The sequence below is a fragment of the uncultured Slackia sp. genome, from assembly GCF_934630525.1.
Lineage (GTDB): Bacteria > Actinomycetota > Coriobacteriia > Coriobacteriales > Eggerthellaceae > Slackia.
The window spans coordinates 37418-54664 of record NZ_CAKTVX010000007.1; the positions used below are offsets into that span (position 1 = coordinate 37418).

Annotated in this window: 11 protein-coding genes; 4 read left to right on the top strand and 7 right to left on the bottom strand. The window is 55.3% G+C overall.

The genetic code is table 11. The annotated features are described in order from the left end of the window. Window positions 1-99: 99 nt before the first annotated feature. The 3 genes from Q0D41_RS06870 to Q0D41_RS06880 all read right to left on the bottom strand — a co-directional run bounded on the left by Q0D41_RS06870 (window position 100) and on the right by Q0D41_RS06880 (window position 3262). A complete protein-coding gene (locus Q0D41_RS06870; RefSeq protein WP_294377123.1) occupies window positions 100-1491 on the bottom strand; it encodes a cation:proton antiporter in 1392 nt (463 codons plus the stop codon). A 542-nt stretch (window positions 1492-2033) separates the two neighbouring features. Beyond that, window positions 2034-2345: a YbjQ family protein gene (locus Q0D41_RS06875; RefSeq protein ID WP_294377127.1), complete on the bottom strand. Its 312-nt coding sequence runs from the start codon at window positions 2343-2345 to the stop codon at window positions 2034-2036. A 218-nt stretch (window positions 2346-2563) separates the two neighbouring features. Further along, window positions 2564-3262, bottom strand: coding sequence for a DUF554 domain-containing protein (locus Q0D41_RS06880; protein ID WP_294377130.1), 699 nt, complete (start codon window positions 3260-3262; stop codon window positions 2564-2566). Window positions 3263-3890: 628 nt separating this feature from the next. Between Q0D41_RS06880 and Q0D41_RS06885 the strand changes: the two genes are divergently transcribed. Further along, window positions 3891-4592 (top strand): ABC transporter substrate-binding protein, encoded by a 702-nt coding sequence (locus Q0D41_RS06885; protein ID WP_294377133.1) that lies wholly within the window; start codon window positions 3891-3893, stop codon window positions 4590-4592. A gap of 221 nt (window positions 4593-4813) precedes the next feature. Here Q0D41_RS06885 and Q0D41_RS06890 read toward each other — a convergent pair whose 3' ends face one another. After that, window positions 4814-6316 carry a LuxR C-terminal-related transcriptional regulator gene (locus Q0D41_RS06890; protein WP_294377136.1) on the bottom strand — a complete coding sequence of 501 codons (1503 nt, stop codon included), beginning with the start codon at window positions 6314-6316 and terminating at the stop codon, window positions 4814-4816. A gap of 254 nt (window positions 6317-6570) precedes the next feature. Here Q0D41_RS06890 and Q0D41_RS06895 point away from each other — a divergent pair, with 254 nt between their 5' ends. After that, window positions 6571-8472 (top strand): FAD-binding protein, encoded by a 1902-nt coding sequence (locus Q0D41_RS06895; RefSeq protein WP_294377138.1) that lies wholly within the window; start codon window positions 6571-6573, stop codon window positions 8470-8472. A 198-nt stretch (window positions 8473-8670) separates the two neighbouring features. On the opposite strand, the gene Q0D41_RS06900 is transcribed toward Q0D41_RS06895, so the two are convergent. The 3 genes from Q0D41_RS06900 to Q0D41_RS06910 all read right to left on the bottom strand — a co-directional run bounded on the left by Q0D41_RS06900 (window position 8671) and on the right by Q0D41_RS06910 (window position 14748). Further along, window positions 8671-10923 carry a DNA gyrase subunit A gene (locus tag Q0D41_RS06900; RefSeq protein WP_294377141.1) on the bottom strand — a complete coding sequence of 751 codons (2253 nt, stop codon included), beginning with the start codon at window positions 10921-10923 and terminating at the stop codon, window positions 8671-8673. A gap of 70 nt (window positions 10924-10993) precedes the next feature. Continuing rightward, window positions 10994-12988, bottom strand: coding sequence for a type IIA DNA topoisomerase subunit B (locus Q0D41_RS06905; protein ID WP_294377144.1), 1995 nt, complete (start codon window positions 12986-12988; stop codon window positions 10994-10996). A 332-nt stretch (window positions 12989-13320) separates the two neighbouring features. Further along, on the bottom strand, window positions 13321-14748 hold the full coding sequence (locus Q0D41_RS06910) for a helix-turn-helix transcriptional regulator (RefSeq protein ID WP_294377147.1): 1428 nt from the start codon (window positions 14746-14748) through the stop codon (window positions 13321-13323). A 200-nt stretch (window positions 14749-14948) separates the two neighbouring features. Here Q0D41_RS06910 and Q0D41_RS06915 point away from each other — a divergent pair, with 200 nt between their 5' ends. Then, on the top strand, window positions 14949-16694 hold the full coding sequence (locus tag Q0D41_RS06915) for an FAD-binding protein (RefSeq protein WP_294377152.1): 1746 nt from the start codon (window positions 14949-14951) through the stop codon (window positions 16692-16694). Between the two features lie 30 nt (window positions 16695-16724). Then, on the top strand, window positions 16725-17192 hold the full coding sequence (locus Q0D41_RS06920; protein ID WP_294377158.1) for a cytochrome c3 family protein: 468 nt from the start codon (window positions 16725-16727) through the stop codon (window positions 17190-17192). Window positions 17193-17247 lie beyond the last annotated feature (55 nt).

Sequence of the window (17247 nt, forward strand, 5' to 3'; positions counted from 1 at the left end):
GTGGGCTAAAGGGCGACGAGCACTTCGGGCGTGGCTCCCATGCACATATTTCTTTGGGAAAGCCTGAACGCAATCTGTCGGACCTCGGCTGCTTCTGCGCTATTTCTTTTCAAAATGTTTTACTTCGTGCTCTTCCGCATGGCCCTCTTCGTGTTCTTTCATAACGACATGAACCACGTCGGGACGCTGCTTCGGCATGTAAATGTGCTGGTAGTCGGTGTGTACGTGCTCGCGATGCTCGTGGATGTGTTCGGACACGATTTGTCCCGCGTGGTGCGGGTCGTGGGCGATCTCGCGCACCGCATCGATGGGATGGCGGTCGGCGACTCCGTAAGCTGCGCCCGCGAACAGCGGCATGATGAATACCGTCACGGCGCCCGCGGCGACCATGATGGAGGCCGTGCTCGCGTCGATGGATCCGTTTTTCACGCACAGCGAGGTAACTGCGACGATAATTGGCAGGGCCGTGGTGCAGTACAACGCGACCGAAAGACGCTCGTGCATCGTGTACTTTGCGCGCGTTTTTGGCATCGAAAGCGAAATGATAATGGGAACTGTGCGCACGACGAGCAGCAGCGCGACAAAGCGTACGAGCATGGCCGGATCGGCCGCGATGGCCGAAATGTCGATTTTCGCGCCCGACACGATGAAGAACAGCGGAATGAGGAAGCCGAAGCCAATGGCGTCGAGCTTGGTTTCGAGCGACACGTTGCCTTCGGGCGTGATGTATCGGAGTACGAAGCCCGCCGCGAACGCGCCGAGCACGATGTCGATGTCGAAGATGGCGGAAAACGCTACGAGGGCGACCAGGATCATGATGGTGCCGCGCACCGATGTTTGCGAGGTGGTGTTGGCTTTTGCTTCGAGAAATTTGTAGAGGCGCGTGCCGTTTTTGCGTGCCATGGCAGGTACGAGGGCCGCGATGACGCACAGAATCATGAATGCGGCGAGAATCGCTGCGGTCTGCCAGTTCGTGCGCGTGGAGAGCAGCACCGCCATGGCGAGCACCGGGCCGACTTCTCCCCAGGTGCCGTATGCGATGACCGCGCGGCCGACCTTCGTGTTCATGAGCTCGCGTTCGCGCAAAATGGGCATGAGCGTGCCGAGCGCCGTGGTCACAAGCACGATGGCCATGGGAACCACCCCAATGCCGCCGATGGCCAAATTCGGATGCAAAAACACGAGCGCCAGCGCGAACGCGAAAGTGACCAGCCACGTACGCAGGCCTTTCTTGCCCTCGGTGCCCGTGAGCATTTTCGGGTTGATTTCGTAGCCCGCGAGCAAGAACAAAAACGCGAGGCCCAAATCGGAGAGCAGCGTAATGGGTTCGGTGAGCCAAATGTGGTTCAGACAGTTGGGACCAAGGATTGCGCCGAAAGCCAGAAGAAGAACGGTTTCGGGAATGGGCTTTTTCGGAATCGCCTGCGCGATAACGGGTGCCACAAATGCGACAACCGCAATAATTGCGAGCGAGATGAAATCGTGTGCCATGGGATGCTTCCTGTTGTTGGACGTTATCGTCCTTTGCCAAACCTGATTAGCATAGGCGTTTTTGGAGCGTCTTGTGCAAAAAGCGCGAAATGTCGCTAAAACGATGCCTTTAGGAGGTCCTGATTGATTTGGGCGGGGAAGGGCGGTTGAGAGGAACCGAGCTCGCTGCGGCGTGGTTAAGAAGGACGGGCAGGCTCACTGCGGCTTATACTCGATGGTCGGGGCAAACGCGCTGTGGGTAGTCGTGGAGCATGGCCTTGGCTGTCGCGGCGCATGGCTGCGGCCGTTGTGATGCGGGTTTTGCGCCATTTGGCGGGTCCAGCGTAAAGTGAAGTTGCGAAATGTGACAAAAGTTGCGAATTCGGGGGCGTTCATTTGCCCGCGAATGCATTCAGGGCTGGTGAACGGCTTGCTTTTGTCGGTTAACGGCTCGTTTTGCTCGCAACAATCGCTCTATGCTCCGCTGTTGAGGCGCTTTTCAGCGAATTTGGCATTTCAAAGCCCCCGAATTCGCAACTTTTGTCACTTTTTAAGTATTCCGTTTACGCGAACTTCACTGCGGTGCCGTAAGCGAGGATTTCAATCGTGCCTTCGGCGATGCTGTCGCTCGCGAAACGCATGGCGACAACGGCGTCGGCCCCAAGATTTTGCGCAGCGGTAACCATGCGGTCCTCTGCGACTTGGCGAGCCTCATCGGTCATTTGCGTGTACGACACGATTTCGCCGCCGACAATGCTTTTTACGCCGGCCATGAGGTCGCGGCCGATGTTTTTCGAGGTGACGATATTGCCTCGAACGAGGCCCAGAACTTGCACTGCTTGACCAGGGATGACGTCTGCGGTAGTAACAATCATGGCTGCTCCTGCCTTCGCGGGGTAAATGGTGCCTCTATAGTACTTGACAATTGCCAGGGGACTTACTGGAAATAAGAAAAATGGAAGCGGAGCCGAAGGCCCAAGCGCGAAGAACCGCTCCAGCGTTCGGCGGAACGATGCCGGGGCTTCGCATATTTTGATTGGCTGCTGGTATGGCGGACCGCTGTGCTCGGTGGGCTGTTGGGGTCGCCGCGGGGTTAGGCGAGCCCTGCTGCTTGAAATGCCCAGAGCACGAAGGGCACCACGATAAGCGCAGGTAGATAGTTGAGCACCTTGAACTTTGTCAGGTCGATCATGTTCAGGCCGAGCGCGAGAATCATGATGGAGCCGCAGGTCGAAAGCTCGGCAATAAGCGCATCGCTCGCGAAGGGGGCCACGAATCCGGCAGCGAGCACAATTGCTCCCTGGAACACGAGCGTGAACGCGGCCGAACCGTATACGCCCACGCCAAGCGCGGCGCCCATCATAATGCCCGCTACAAAATCGAGCAGGCTTTTCGTGTAGAGCATGTCGAAATTGCCGACAAGGCCCGCGTCAAGTGAGCCGACGATAGTCATGGCTCCTACGTTCATGATCAGGCATGATGTGATGAACGCGTTCGCGATTTTGGCGCCTTCGCCCGCGCCGGTAAATCGTGAGGTAAGTTTTTCGGTCCAGCGATTCACGTGGCCGTCGATGTCGCTCGCTTCGCCGATTGCCACGCCGATAACCGTTGCGACAATGAGGAGCAAGATGTTTTGCTCGACGATGGTCCCCTGAATGCCAATAACGATTGTGCACAGGCCGAGCGCTTTCATGACAGCGTCGGTGATGGCGTCGGGAAGTCCGCGACGCAAGAGCAGGCCAATAGTGGTGCCTGCGATAATGGCGATGGTGTTAACGATGACTGCCCACACGGAAGGCTCCTTTGTCGCGACGGTCGAGCCGCTGGTCATAAGCCGCGGCGCGTTTGGGCGGTATGCCCACATCGCTCGCGAACCGCCTATCCCTCACGTGCGCATGCGCGCTTCCGTATCTGGTTGTGCCAGAACTGACAAGGAAGAATTATATCGCCACGATGCCTCTTGAAAGCTTGCTCTCGCTAAGATTGAGAGAAATATACGTTTGTGTGAAGTAGCCGCGCGTCGGGCGCGTTTTTGAATGACGTTGGTTGCCACCTCCCAACGGCGCGTTTTCAAGATAGAGCGCTGGTTTGACGTGAAAGAAGGGCGACTTCATAGCGGGTGATCTGGGAGAACGAAATTAAATGTCTGCAATTGCATATTTATGGACAATTGAGATTGAAAAGCATGGGGCTGGCCGGTTTCGAGATAAGAATGAATCGCCTTGCACGTCTCACATGAAAAGAGCGATCAGCTTTTGCATAGAGCCTCGCCTGGAAAAGAGCGATCGAGCCTCACATGGGAAACGATCAGCCTTATACGGGAATCAATCGACCTTACGCGAGAAAACAATCTGCCTGGCCCGAGAATAAAAATTATCCTGGAATACGAATAAATCGCCATGAGCGCTCTACAATGAAACGTGACATTAAGCTCCGCTGACGACCTACAGAGCCAGACGGGCATTCCCGTCGTCGTTTTGGACGGCACCCTCGATGCGACGCCCACCACGTATCGCACGCTTGGCACGCTGCTGGGCAAAGAGGACCAGGCCGAGAAGCTGGCGTCCTACTGCGAGACCGCGCTTGACAACGTCGATGCGGCCGTCGCGACCGTCCCCGATGATCAGCGCGTACGCCTGTATTACGCTGAGGGCTCCGAGGGTCTGCGGACCGAGCCCAAGGGCTCCACGCATTCCTTGGCGTTCGATCACGCTGGCGCCGACAATGTGGCCCAAGATGTCGAAGCCCAGAAGGGCAAGGGCATGAGCCCCGTTTCGCTCGAGCAGGTTCTTGCATGGAACCCGCAGGTCATCGTTGCATGGGACGACGTTGTGCGCGGCGGTGCCGATGAGCTTATTCGCACCGATGCCAATTGGTCGAGCATCGACGCCGTGAAAGACGGCAAGGTGTACACGATGCCCAACGTACCGTTCTCTTGGTGCGATCGCCCGCCTGCGGTCAACCGCATTCTCGGCATTCGGTGGATTGCGAACACGTTGTATCCCGACGCCTATGACGTCGACATGGTCGAAGTCACCAAGGAGCTCTACAGCTTGTTCTACCACGCCGATGTGACCGACGAGCAGGCCCGCGAGATTCTTGGCAACAGCTACAACGGCTAACTCGAGAGCGACGGCTGCGGAAGAGGCGCGCCGCGGCGTGCGATAGTCCGATAATTGAGCGGTATGTCAAAGGGAATCAATTGCTCTGTCTACCAAATGACATTTTCGTTCGACATCCAAGCACCGTAGCGAATTTCTCGCTACGGTGCTTTTTTAATATAAGGTTGTAAGTTTGCTCGGCGTCTGCTTCGACCTTTTTTAGTGATTGGAGTCAGGGTGGATTAGCGAGGCAGGGATGCTGCGTCGTTTTTTTCCGATTTGATTCGAGTGAGCAGTTCTTCGCGGGAATGAACACCGAGCTTTTTGTAAATGTTCTTCATATGGCTACGAGCCGTGTTGCTTGAGATGAAGAGCAATTCCGCGATATAGCTCGACGAATGTCCCGCTGCAAGCTCAATGAGCACTTCTAGTTCGCGGGGAGTTAGATGGCCTTCTTCGGCTAGACGTTCGATCGCATTGGCTTCCGACGCCATTTGTTCGACATTTTCCGAGCTCGTCATTTTTGTTATGTAGGGTACAAATGCGTGTCCCATTGACACTATGGCGTAGACGAGGAACGCTGCGGTAATCGTCCCGATAAGGATGCTACGCGCGTTGGAGTCAAGCAACGCCCCTCCATATCCTGCGCATATTGCTGCCGCCATAGCAAGAGGAAGCGTTGCGCATATTGCGCCCTTTTTCCTTACTGTGCTGGTTGTGAAAGAATTGACACTTGAGACTAGCGGTATCGCGAGGAGCAAAAAGCAGGCCTCCATGCAGTATGGAAATAACGTAGTTGCGGTAATTTCAAGTGGGATCATTTTTATGACGAATGCGATTGTGATAGCGCATATAAGCACGAGGTCGAACGGGGCATTAGCGTATTTGGCAAATGGGGAATCTTTTTGTTTGAAAAGCGATATTAACCCCAACGAAATCGCCGCCAACAATCCTGCGTACACGAGTGGACTAATGAGTCTGATGCTTGATTTAGGAATCCCTTGCATGTTCATGCTTAATGTGAAGAGCGCGAGCAAAAGCCCCATGGCGGGAAGGGGTGAGACGGGTTTTTGGGTGCTTGGGGAAACCTTCATGTTTTCCGCCACTTCAGCACCGTTGTTGGCGGCTTCGAGAGCGTGTTCATCGATGTTTTCGCTTTGTCGTGAGCGCATCACGGTTGCGGAAGCAAACGCAAGTGCTACGGCACCGAACAAAAGGCCGACATTTTGGAAAAAGTGGGCGATGATGAGCGCAATGTCAATTGCAAGAAAAACGAGAATCGTTTTTCTTGGCAGGGAGTTTTGATGGCACTCAGAAATAAGGTCGATAAATGAAAGTGCGGCAAACGGAAGACTTGCGCATACTAATCCAAGCGCGATAGGAATCATGGGGCTTTGAGGCCGAGGAAAGACAATATGCATGATAAGTGAAGCGGCTGCAAGGGAGAGCATGATAGATTCCGTGACCCGGCGCATGGGTAATCGGTTGGAATTGTCGCGCGTCATAATGAAAGCGAGAGACGCTCCGACTATGAGACCAGTAACGCAGGCGCAGATGGTCGTGTTGAAATCTATTGCTTCTGCGACAAATCCAGGTTGAAATGCAACCAATATAAGCAGGATGAAGGCATACGCCTTGAAGCCGGCGGCTGCAATTTCTGCATGGAGCAGCGTGTTATTTTCGGTCAGGCGGAGGGTTTTCCCGCATGGGGTGCGCTCACCTGACGCCATCGAGTTGAAAGCCATGTTTCCATCCTCCCTTTAGCAAACATGGGCTATACCCGATTTTAACGCATTGGGAAATCCGAGGTCGTTCTATTTGCTACTGGAATTCGCTTCAGATGAATCTCACCCATTACGGTTAGAGCGTGAGCAGGTGAAATGCCACATTACGGTGATTGTTTAATCCGGGCTTTTGTTGGTAGGGTCTCATTAGCGCATGGCATTGGGAGCCTTGCTGCGCGGGCTTTGTTCGCGCGTTTCATACCTAAGGAGGGCATATGAAGAATTCCACCAAAGTTGCGGCCATGGATCGTCGCGACTTCATGAAGGGCGCCGCCGTTGCCGCGGTTGGTACTGCCGCTTTGGCGGGACTTACGGGCTGCGGTTCACCCCAGAAATCCGAGAGTGCAGTCTCTTCGAGTTCCACAGACAATGGAGCTGTTGCGCCGGGCGTAACTGTCGGTGGCAGCATCTGTGGCGAAGACTGGCTCGGCGTCATGCCGGAAATCAGTGCTGATGAGGTTTCTGAAGAAGTAGATGTCGATATTGTTGTTCTTGGCGGCGGACACGCTGGAACTCAAGCGGCGCTTTCTGCTGCTCAGGCGGGCGCTAAGGTCGCTGTTGTCGAGGCGCAATCTGAGGGCGAGTATGTTTGCTACGGCGATGATATCTGTGCCTACAACTCTAAATGGATCACCGAGCAAGGTTTTGGTGGCTACAATCTCGGTGACATCACGGCGGAATACTGCCGTCGTGGCTTGGGCCGCGTTTCCCCTGCCATCATTAAACTGTTTGTTGATAATTCTGCTGAAATGTTCGACAACATGGTGTCCATCATCCCCGATACCAGCGATATGCTAGATCGTGAAGGCGGACGCTGCATTATCCAAACCGCTTATCAAAAGGACAAGGGCTCCGATTATCCCATCGAACAGTCTGGATACAAATCCTGGGCTACTACGCTGCAGACGATCCAGACCGTTAATCCAACCGAGGTTGTTGCCGGTCGTCGTTTGACTCGATTGACGGAGTGGGAAACCTATGCTCGTCGTGAAGCCGAGGAGCATGGTGCAACTTGGTATTGGGAGACTTCTGCTGAAGCTCTGGTTATGAATGGTGAAGATGTGGCTGGCGCTTATGGCAAGAAGGCTGATGGCAGCTACATTAAGTTCAACGCCACCAAAGGCGTGTTGCTTGCTACGGGCGACTTCTCGAGCAATCCGAAAATGGTTTGGAATCTGCTGACTGATGTTGCCGAGTGGGCCTCCAGGGCGGGCGTCCAGGAAGGCGAACTCGCTGGTGGCGGTCGCGATGGCATGGGCCACAAACTTGGTTGCTGGGCTGGTGGTGCTATTGAGCCCCATCCTCGTCCGTCCATGAACACCTCGAGTGGCGTTCCCGGTCCCTGGGGCACTTCGGCATTCCTTACCCTCAATGCAAAAGGTAAGCGTTTCATGAATGAAGCCATGGCGCAGCTTTCTGGCTCTGCGGCGCTGCGTCAGCCCCTGGGTATTATTGGTTGCGTCACCGATTCTAACTATATGAAGACGGTTCAGGGTGCGGGTCTTGATCACGGTGCTCCTAACTGGGGCTTTATGCAAGGCATGGAAAGAATGCAAAGCGAAATGGAGGCGTTGACCCCTGGGCCTGAAGGCGGGAGCGTTCATGGCGTGGCCATCGCTGGCGTTAATGAAATTAATACGCATAATCCCAACGCGGAGCCTTATGGCAGTGAAAAGTCGGGTATGGGAAACACAGTCTTTATGGCAAACACCATTGAAGAGCTTCTCGGATATATGGGTTATGAGGGCGAGGCCTTGCAGACTGCGCTTGAGGAAATTGAACACTACAACGAGTTGTGTCATGCGGGCATGGACTCCGATTTCGGCAAGGACGCTTCGCTTATGATTCCCGTCGAAACGGCGCCGTTCTATGGTTCCGTCTCCAACAATGAAGGCTCTGTCAGAACTGGCCTTGTTACTCTTGCCGGATTGATTACGGATGAAAACCTTAATGTCATGAAGGCCGATCGAAGCGCTCCAATCAAGGGACTTTACGCAGCTGGCAATACTCTTGGTCAGCGTTATGGCATGGGATATGCCACCCCATCAGCCGGTAACTCTATTGGCCAGGCGATGACGCACGGTTATGTTGCTGGTAAGATCATGGCGGCACTGTAAATTAGCCCTCCCCTTTATTGAGCTCTAGCATATTTGTTGGAGCGATTACGCCGCGGACCCATCAAGCGAATGCCGCCTCCCTCCCTACGGCATTCGCTGGTCCGCGTCGAATTTAGATGACTGGGTTCTATATGGGCGCGGTTAAGCGAATAGGCCTCTGCAGCTTGCAGGGGCCTATTCGCTTAATGAGGAAAGAACTTATTCTTCCAGGTCGAACAAGCTTTTCATGTCGGTTTCCTTCATGGGTGCGCCAGCCGAAGGCAGCTTCTCAGCGCGGAACTTCTCGACCTGAGCTTTGCCACCGATGAATTCTTCCGCCGTGCCAACCATGGTCACCGTGCGGCTGCCCTTGATGGTGAGCGCCTGCACGCCCTGCGTCGAATTGGTGGTCTTCGTCTTCAGAAGCGACGTGTTGAAGTTCACCAGGCGATAGTCGCTCGACACGAGCGCCAGGTCGCGGTCTTCCTTCAGCACGGTGGCGTACACAAGCTTGGAGCCGCCGTAAATCGCGTTCTTCAGGCGTTTGCGGTTCGTTTTGGTGGCGTACCCCGACAGCGCCACGCGCGCCACGCGGCCATTCTCGAAAACGAACAGCACGTCGGCTTTGTAATCTTCGGGGTCGATGACCCAGGTCACGGTCTCGTCGGCGTCCATTTCCAAATCAGTGGGCAAATATGAGCCCAGCTGCGCCGATTTGGTGTCCTCGAACGCGGCGACCTTGCACTTGTACACCTGGCACTGGTTCGTGAACACGAGCAAATCGTGCGTGTTGGAGGAATCGAACTCGATGAAAGGCTCGTCGCCGTCTTTGTATTTCAGCGTCGTGGCCTTGCGCAGCACGCGGTCGGTCATCTTCTTCAGGTAGCCGTCGCGCGAGAGCATCATGGTCACGGGGTATTCCTCGACCTCGGGCTCGAGGTTTACCTCGACGATTTCCGAAGGCGCGACCAGGCCGGTTTTGCGCGGCATGACGTGCTTTTTGTTCACCGCGGCGAGCTCGTCGTGGATGACATTCTTGATCTTATTCTCGCTCGCGAGAATGGCGTTCAGCTCGGCGATGTCGGCCTCGAGCTTCTCGATATCCTTCGTGCGGTTGATGATGTATTCCTCGTTGATGTTGCGCAGCTTGATTTCCGCCACGAATTCAGCCTGGACCTGGTCGATGTTGAAGCCCTTCATGAGGTTGGGAACAACGTCGGCCTCGAGCTTTGTGCCGCGAATGATCGCGATGGCCTTGTCGATGTCGAGTAGAATCGCCTCAAGGCCGTGCAGTAGGTGCAAGCGGTCGGTTTTCTTGTCCAGATCGAAGTTCATGCGGCGGCGGGTCGATTCGACGCGCCACGCCACCCACTCGCTCAAAATCTCGCGCACGCCCATGACGCGCGGATAGCCGTCGACGAGCACGTTGAAGTTGCACGAGAACGAGTCTTGCAGCGTGGTGGAGCGGAACAGCTTCGCCATGAGCTGTTCGGGGTCGACGCCCCTCTTCAGGTCGATGGCGATGCGCAAGCCGGAAAGGTCGGTTTCGTCGCGGATGTCGGCGATTTCGCGCACCTTGCCCTCTTTGGAGAGCTTCACGATGCGCTCGATGATGACGTCGGTTTTGGTGGTGTACGGAATCTCGTACACCTCGATGATGCGCTCATCGGGCAGGTAGCGCCAGCGCGAGCGAATTTGGAAGCTGCCGAGGCCCGTGTTGAAGATGCGCTCCATTTCCTCGCGGCGGTAGATGATTTCGCCGCCGGTGGAGAAATCGGGCGCGGGCATGTATTCAAGCAGGTCGCACTCGGGGTCGCTTAAGAAGTGCATGGTTGCCGTGCACACTTCGTTCAGGTTGAAGCCGCAAATATCAGAAGCCATGGCAACGCCGATGCCCTTGTTCGCCGATACGAGGATGTTAGGGAACGTGGTGGGCAGAAGGCGCGGCTCCTTCATGGCGCCGTCGTAGCTGTCCACGAAGTCGACTGGGTCTTTATCGATGTCTTTGAAAATCTCGGCGCAAATCGGCGAGAGCTTGGCTTCGGTGTAACGCGAGGCCGCATAGCTCAGGTCGCCCGAATAGTATTTGCCGAAGTTGCCCTTCGATTCGACGAACGGCGCGAGCAGCGCCTCGTTGCCCGTGGCAAGACGCACCATGGTCTCGTAGATGGCGGAATCGCCGTGCGGGTTGAGCTTCATGGTTTGGCCGACGATGTTCGCGCTCTTCTGGCGCGCGCCGTTCAGCAGGCCCATTTTGTACATGGTATAGAGCAGCTTGCGGTGTGACGGCTTGAAGCCGTCGATTTCCGGGAACGCGCGCGACACGTTCGTGCTCATGGCGTAGGGCATGTAGTTTTGCTCGAGCGTCTGCGTGATGGGCTGCTCCATGACTTCGGAATGCAGGCCGATCACGTTGGGATTGTCAACGTGCTTTTTCTTCGGTTCGGTTTTGGTCTTCTTCTTTATTGCCACGGTTTCCCCTTGGTGCGTGTATCGGGCTCATCTATCGAGCCGCGTGGGCGGCTCGAGCGGTTATATGGCGTTACTGCAGGTCGAGCTGGTCGAGGTATTCCTTGCCATGCTCCGCGATGTGGCGCTTGCGGCCCTCGTCGTCGTTGCCGAGAAGCAGGTTGAACATGTTCTCCATGATGGCGAAGTCTTCGGGCTCGACCTTGATCAGGCGGCGCGTTTCAGGGTTCATGGTGGTGAGCCACATCATGTCGGGGTCGTTCTCACCAAGACCTTTCGAGCGGTTGATCGAGCACTTCTGGTCGCCGATTTCCTTCAAGATATTGTTCTTCTCGAGATCGGTGTAGGCGAAGTACGTCTTTTCCTTGCAGTTGATTTCGTACAGCGGCGATTCGGCGATGTAGACGTAGCCCTCGTCGATGAGCGTGGGCACAAGGCGGTAGAGCATGGTGAGGATGAGCGTGCGAATATGGTAGCCGTCAACGTCGGCGTCGGTGCAGATGATGACCTTGCTCCAGTTGAGGTTGTTCAAATCGAAGGTGCCCAGGTTCTTCATGCGCTTGTCTTTGACCTCGACGCCACAGCCCAGAACGCGCAGCAAGTCCATGATGATGTCGGACTTGAAAATGCGCGGGTAGTCTTCTTTCAGGCAGTTGAGAATCTTGCCTCGAACAGGCATGACGCCTTGGAACTCGGCATCGCGCGACGTGCGAATGGCGCCCGCCGCCGAGTCGCCCTCGACGATGTAGACTTCGCGGCGGCCTTTGTCTTTCGAGCGGCAGTCGATGAACTTCTGCACGCGGTTGGCCATGTCGGTTTTCTGCTGCAGGTTGGTTTTGATGCTCTGGCGCGTTTTCTCGGCGTTTTCTCGCGAACGCTTGTTGATGAGCACCTGCTCGACGATTTTGCCGGCGGCTTCCTTATTCTCGATGAGGTACGTGGTGAGACGTTCCTTGAAAAACGCCGTCATAGCCTGCTGGATGAAGCGGTTGTTGATGGCCTTTTTCGTTTGGTTCTCGTAGGACGTTTGCGTCGAGAAACAGTTGGTCACGAGCACGAGGCAGTCTTGCACATCTTGCCATTTGATGGCGGTCTCGTTTTTGGTGTATTTGTCCTGCGACTTGATATATGCGTCAAGAGCGCTGGTCAGGGCGCTGCGCGCAGCCTTCTCGGGCGAACCGCCGTTTTCGAGCCACGACGAATTGTGGTAGTACTCTTGCATTTGGAAGGTGCGCGAGAAGCACAGGCAGGCGGTGATTTTGACGTTGTAATCGGGCAAGTCGTCGCGGTCGCGGCCACGGCGGTCGGCCTGGATGAAGAACGGCTCGGTCAAATAATCGGCGCCGACCTTTTCCAGCACGTAGTCTTCGATGCCCTTGGGATAGCAGAAATCTTCTTCGGTGAAGCCTTCGGGACCTTCGAGGCGCAGGCGGAAGGTGACGTTGGCGTTGACGACTGCCTGGCGGCGCATGGTTTCGCGATACCAGTCGGCAGGAATATCGATGGACGTGAAAACCTCGAGGTCAGGGCGCCATTTGATGGTGGTGCCGGTGCGGTTTTCATCGGAAGGCTCGACTTGCAGCGCCTTCTTCTTGGCGCCGACGACTTTGCCCTTCTTGAAATGCAGGGAGTATTTGTTGCCGTCGCGCCAGACGTTGACGTCCATATATTCGGAGGCGTACTGCGTGGCGCACGAGCCCAGGCCGTTGGTGCCCAGTGAGAAGTCGTAGTCGCCGCCTTGGTTGTTGTTGTATTTGCCGCCTGCGTACAGCTCGCAGAAGACGAGCTCCCAGTTGAAGCGCTTTTCGGTGGGGTTCCAGTCGAGCGGGCAGCCGCGGCCGTTGTCTTCGACCTGAATGGAGCCGTCGGCGAAGGCGGTAAGCGTGATGAGGTCGCCATAGCCTTGGCGTGCTTCGTCGACGGAGTTGGACAGAATCTCGAAGGCGGCGTGCGCGCAGCCGTCCAAGCCATCGGAGCCGAAAATGACGGCGGGGCGCAGGCGTACGCGCTCCTCGTCTTTCAGCTGGCGAATGCTGTCGTTGCCGTAGTTGGCCGTGGTGTTTGCCATTCTCGCTCTTTCGATGGTAGTGTTCCTCGCGCGGCTCGCTGCCTTCGCAGGCGCCGCCGCGTTTCCCGCTCGGCCTTGCCGCTTTGCAAGCGCGGCGTTGGTGGCGGGTTGCTGCTGGGCCAGGCTTTGCTGGCTGGGTTGTTCAAACGCTGACTTTACCACATGCCGCGCGCGTGCCGAGACGATGACACAGCAAAAACATCGGACGTATGTTCGTGTATAGGGGCTGTGACAATCGTTGTTGCCAGATGGTTTTGCCTTTATTGCTCACATGTGGCGGTTTCGCTTTGATTCAAGAGGACGGCCGAATGCACGTTGGATAACCCGTGCAATTACATATGCCGTTCGACCTCGCGAAAAAGTTCGTCCCGAGTGCTTACCTCTAGTTTTTGGTAAATGTGCCGAATGTGGGCTTTGGCCGTCCCATTTGCAATGAACATCTTATCGGCGATCTCGCTTGCGCTGCATCCTTGAAGAAGCAGGGCGAGCGCTTCCTGCTCTCGCGCTCCAAGGCCCTTGGACTTGGCGAATTCAGCGAGCCTTTCTTTTTGTGACTCTTCGGCGGTCGGTTCGTCCATTGATTCGTCGTTGAATTCGTGCCTCATCATTCCCGTGAGAGATTTGCTATGAAGGCTTGCGGAAACGCAAACGATAAGCAACACCACACACGCGATTGAGAGGCAGCTTTGCGCAAGCGTCGGATCAGGGAGAACATTGCATACGATCTCTTCCGCCACGCGGCCTGAAATGCAACCAAGAAAAACCGTGAGTACCGCCCATATGCCCATTTTGCATGGCGGAAGCGCTAAGCGCTTGGACAAATCGGCCATGAAGAGAATCGTCAACGAGACGGTGAGGGTTATTCCGTTGCTCGCTACAATAAACAAAGCGGTTGGTGCAATGGTGAAGAAAGACGACAAAAGAAGGCCTGCAGCAACAACGGCGAGTGCGATATTGAGGAGAACACCTGCCTCAACTCTTCGCATGAAAAGAACTGTGAAGAGAACAACGAGGGCTGCGGGTAAAATGACGAGCCACATTTCGTCGCTATGCCACGATTGGCGACCGGCATATGAAACAGAAAGCATGGCGGCAAAGCACAACACGAATATTGACACCAGCAATACCATTACGCTTGGTGGCGGGAGAATCCCTGAGTTCGCGTTGGATTTTTGCGAGCTGTCGTGGTAGCTCTTCTTTTTGAGTGATAGGCCGAGCGAAATGCCCGCAAGCAGAATCATGAGCCCATAACCAACGGTGAATCTGTCCATGGTTGCTCCTATAAGAAACCATGAAAGGGCGACGCCTCCTACGAGACAGCTGGTCAAAGAGAGCGCGATTGACTCCATGGGCCGATCAATAAAATGCTCAAACCAAAAGGCGCTTGCGAGAGCCACGAAAGCGCCTGCGCAAATCGACGATGCAAGCAGTGCAGCACCGTGCCAGGGAACGTTTGGGACCCTGGATAGGAGGAACGTGACGCAGGCAATAGCGGAAAGCGTAAATGCGAGATGGCTCAGCAGGCCTCTTTTCTTCAGGAGATTGCTGAGCGGAAGCGTGACCCCAATCGCCGTGACACCCCCTAGACACATTGCGTCAGCGTAAGAAACTCCGGGCATTACTTGCAAGTAACCCAACGCAAAATGGGTCAATAGAAGCGTCACGACGAGAAACGTCGGCGCTAATTCCGTCGAGCCTATTTCGAGTTGGTGAGCAGACACGAATTGTCCCACAGCTCGCTCGAGCTTGTTTTCTTCCATAACGTCTCCCCTCCCCGCGACGTCGTGAAATTCCTGGCTATTTTACCGCTAACCTTGCGCAATAACCACCTGGTTAGTGAAGCGGGTTAGCGCTGAACGCTGTAATCGGCGCACTTCGACGCCTCTTAACCCAGCACTTCCGATGTACGGTCTTGCCCATCGGAAAGCGAAAAACGCTTTCATTTTCAAAGGAGGGGGACATGAGCAAGTCAATTCACACCGAAGGCATCACTCGCCGTAACTTCCTTACGGGCGCTGCTGTGGCGGGAGCTGGAGCGACGCTTATGGGGCTTGTTGGATGCTCATCGGGCGGCGGTGAGACCAGCAAGGAAACTTCAGGCGAAGACGCGAAGGCTCCGGAATCGGTTGAGGTCGCTACCGACGCAAAACCGTGGGAAGTTGCGCCTGAACCAATCCCCGATAGCGAAATTGATGAGACTGTCGATTGCGATATTGTCATTGTCGGTGCCGGTATCGCAGGACTTCCCGCTTCCATGCTTGCCGCCGAGCAAGGAGCAAACGTCCATATTGTAGAAAAGGCAGGAACCTACGGAACCGCACGTCTTTGCACGAGCGGCTTTAACGCTAAGCTCCAGGCGGAGAACGGCATTCATTACGACCGTAAGGAATTCATTAGCGAAGCGTGGAAGATCACGAATGGCGTTCAGGGCCGTATGTCTTCTTACGGCAAGTGGTTTGACAACTCTGGGCCCTATGTTGACTGGTTGCAGGAAATTTTCCAGTCGCAGGGCTATGACCTGGTCGCTCAGCAGGTGAATGGCTTCAAGGTAACTAATGACGGCATTGGACAGCAGGGCTACGAATCGTTCTGGACGGCTTTCGCGTCGATGATTTACTTCGTTGACAAGGACGGCAAGACGCTCGACTCTGGCGTGAACCCTGACTGGACTGGCATCATGGCAAAGTATGCCGAAGACCATGGGGCAACATTCCACTACAACTCCCCTGCTGTCCAACTTGTTCGCGACGAGAATGGCGAGGGTCGCGTAACCTCTGTCATTTGCGAAACCGAAGATGGCAGCTACGTTAAATACAATGCCTCGAAGGGCATTCTGCTTACAACGGGCGACTTTGCGTCGAACAAGGAAATGATGGGCTACTACAATCGCAGCCTGCTGAAGGCGAGTACCGCAATCGCCGAAGTGAAGAACACTGGCGATGGCCACAAGATGGGATTGTGGGTTGGCGCAGATATTGACGATTTCGCTTGCGGCGACTGCTTCCCCTTTGTTGGCGTAACCCTTGATAACAAGCGTCCTCAGTCTGACCAGACGAAGTCGTATGCCGCTGTGGCGAGCTTGCCTGTGCTCATGGTCGACTGCACCGGTCGTCGTATTGCCGCCGAGAACCTTCCCTTCCAGGGCTTCTCGATTCCGAAGATTACTTCGACTCCCGATGGCGCTGCATTCAGCGTGTGGGATAGCGCTTGGGAATCCAAGTTCCCGTCCGACTACCCCAAGGGCGATTATTTGTCCACGAATACTGCTGCGCAGGTGGAAATCGACATTGAAGCTGGCACAATTCACAAGGCGGACACCCTTGAGGAACTTGCGGAGATTGCAGGGTTCGACAAGGATATCTTTGTCGCCAACGTCGAACGCTATAACGAGCTGTGCGAGAAGGGCGAGGACCTCGACTTCTACAAGAGCCCTCTGTGGATGACCACAATCGACACCCCTCCCTATTATGTTTCGAAGCACATCGTGAGCGTTACCAGCACCCGCGGTGGCTTGAAGATCAATGACCAGATGCAGGTTCTCGACAAGAAGGGCCTTGCGATTCCTGGCCTGTATGCTGCGGGCAATACCGCCGGTTCGTTCTACGGCAACGTGTATCCGCCGAACATCATGGGCACGGGCATTGGCCACGGTCAGTGCTTCGGGTGGCTTGCCATTAAAGACATGCTTGGCATGGAAGTCCTGTAGCCTAAACGCCAAATGAACGGAGGAGCTGAAATGAGAGCAAAAGCGAAGCTTGTAACGACTGTCGCGCTTTGCGCCCTGGTCGCATGTCTCTGCGCGTGCGCTCCGTCGGGTGGCGACAATGCCGGCTCGGGTGCATCGTCTGGAGATGCCGCGGCGGGAAGCTTGAAAGCTACTCATACGGAGGAACAATGGGAGACGATTTCGGCAAACCCCGTCAAAAAGACGTGCTTCGGCTGCCATACTCGTGATGCCATTGTTGATGCGACGAAGGATTTTGAGGGAATCGAAGGGCTTAATCCCCACGCGTCGCATACCGAGTCCTATGACTGCTTGAAATGTCATTCGCTTGAAGGAACCAACGTTTTGGTGTGCAACACGGCCTGCCACGGCGGTTATCATGGCGATGGCCAGGGATGGCCTCTCCCAAACGAGAATTGGGCCGATCCGACCGATGAGCTGCCCGCAGCGGACGGTGTTGCGATTCCCAACAACGTTTAAAAACTAGCATCTCCCATAAGACCCGCTCGAATCCCTCCGAGCGGGTCTTTCTATG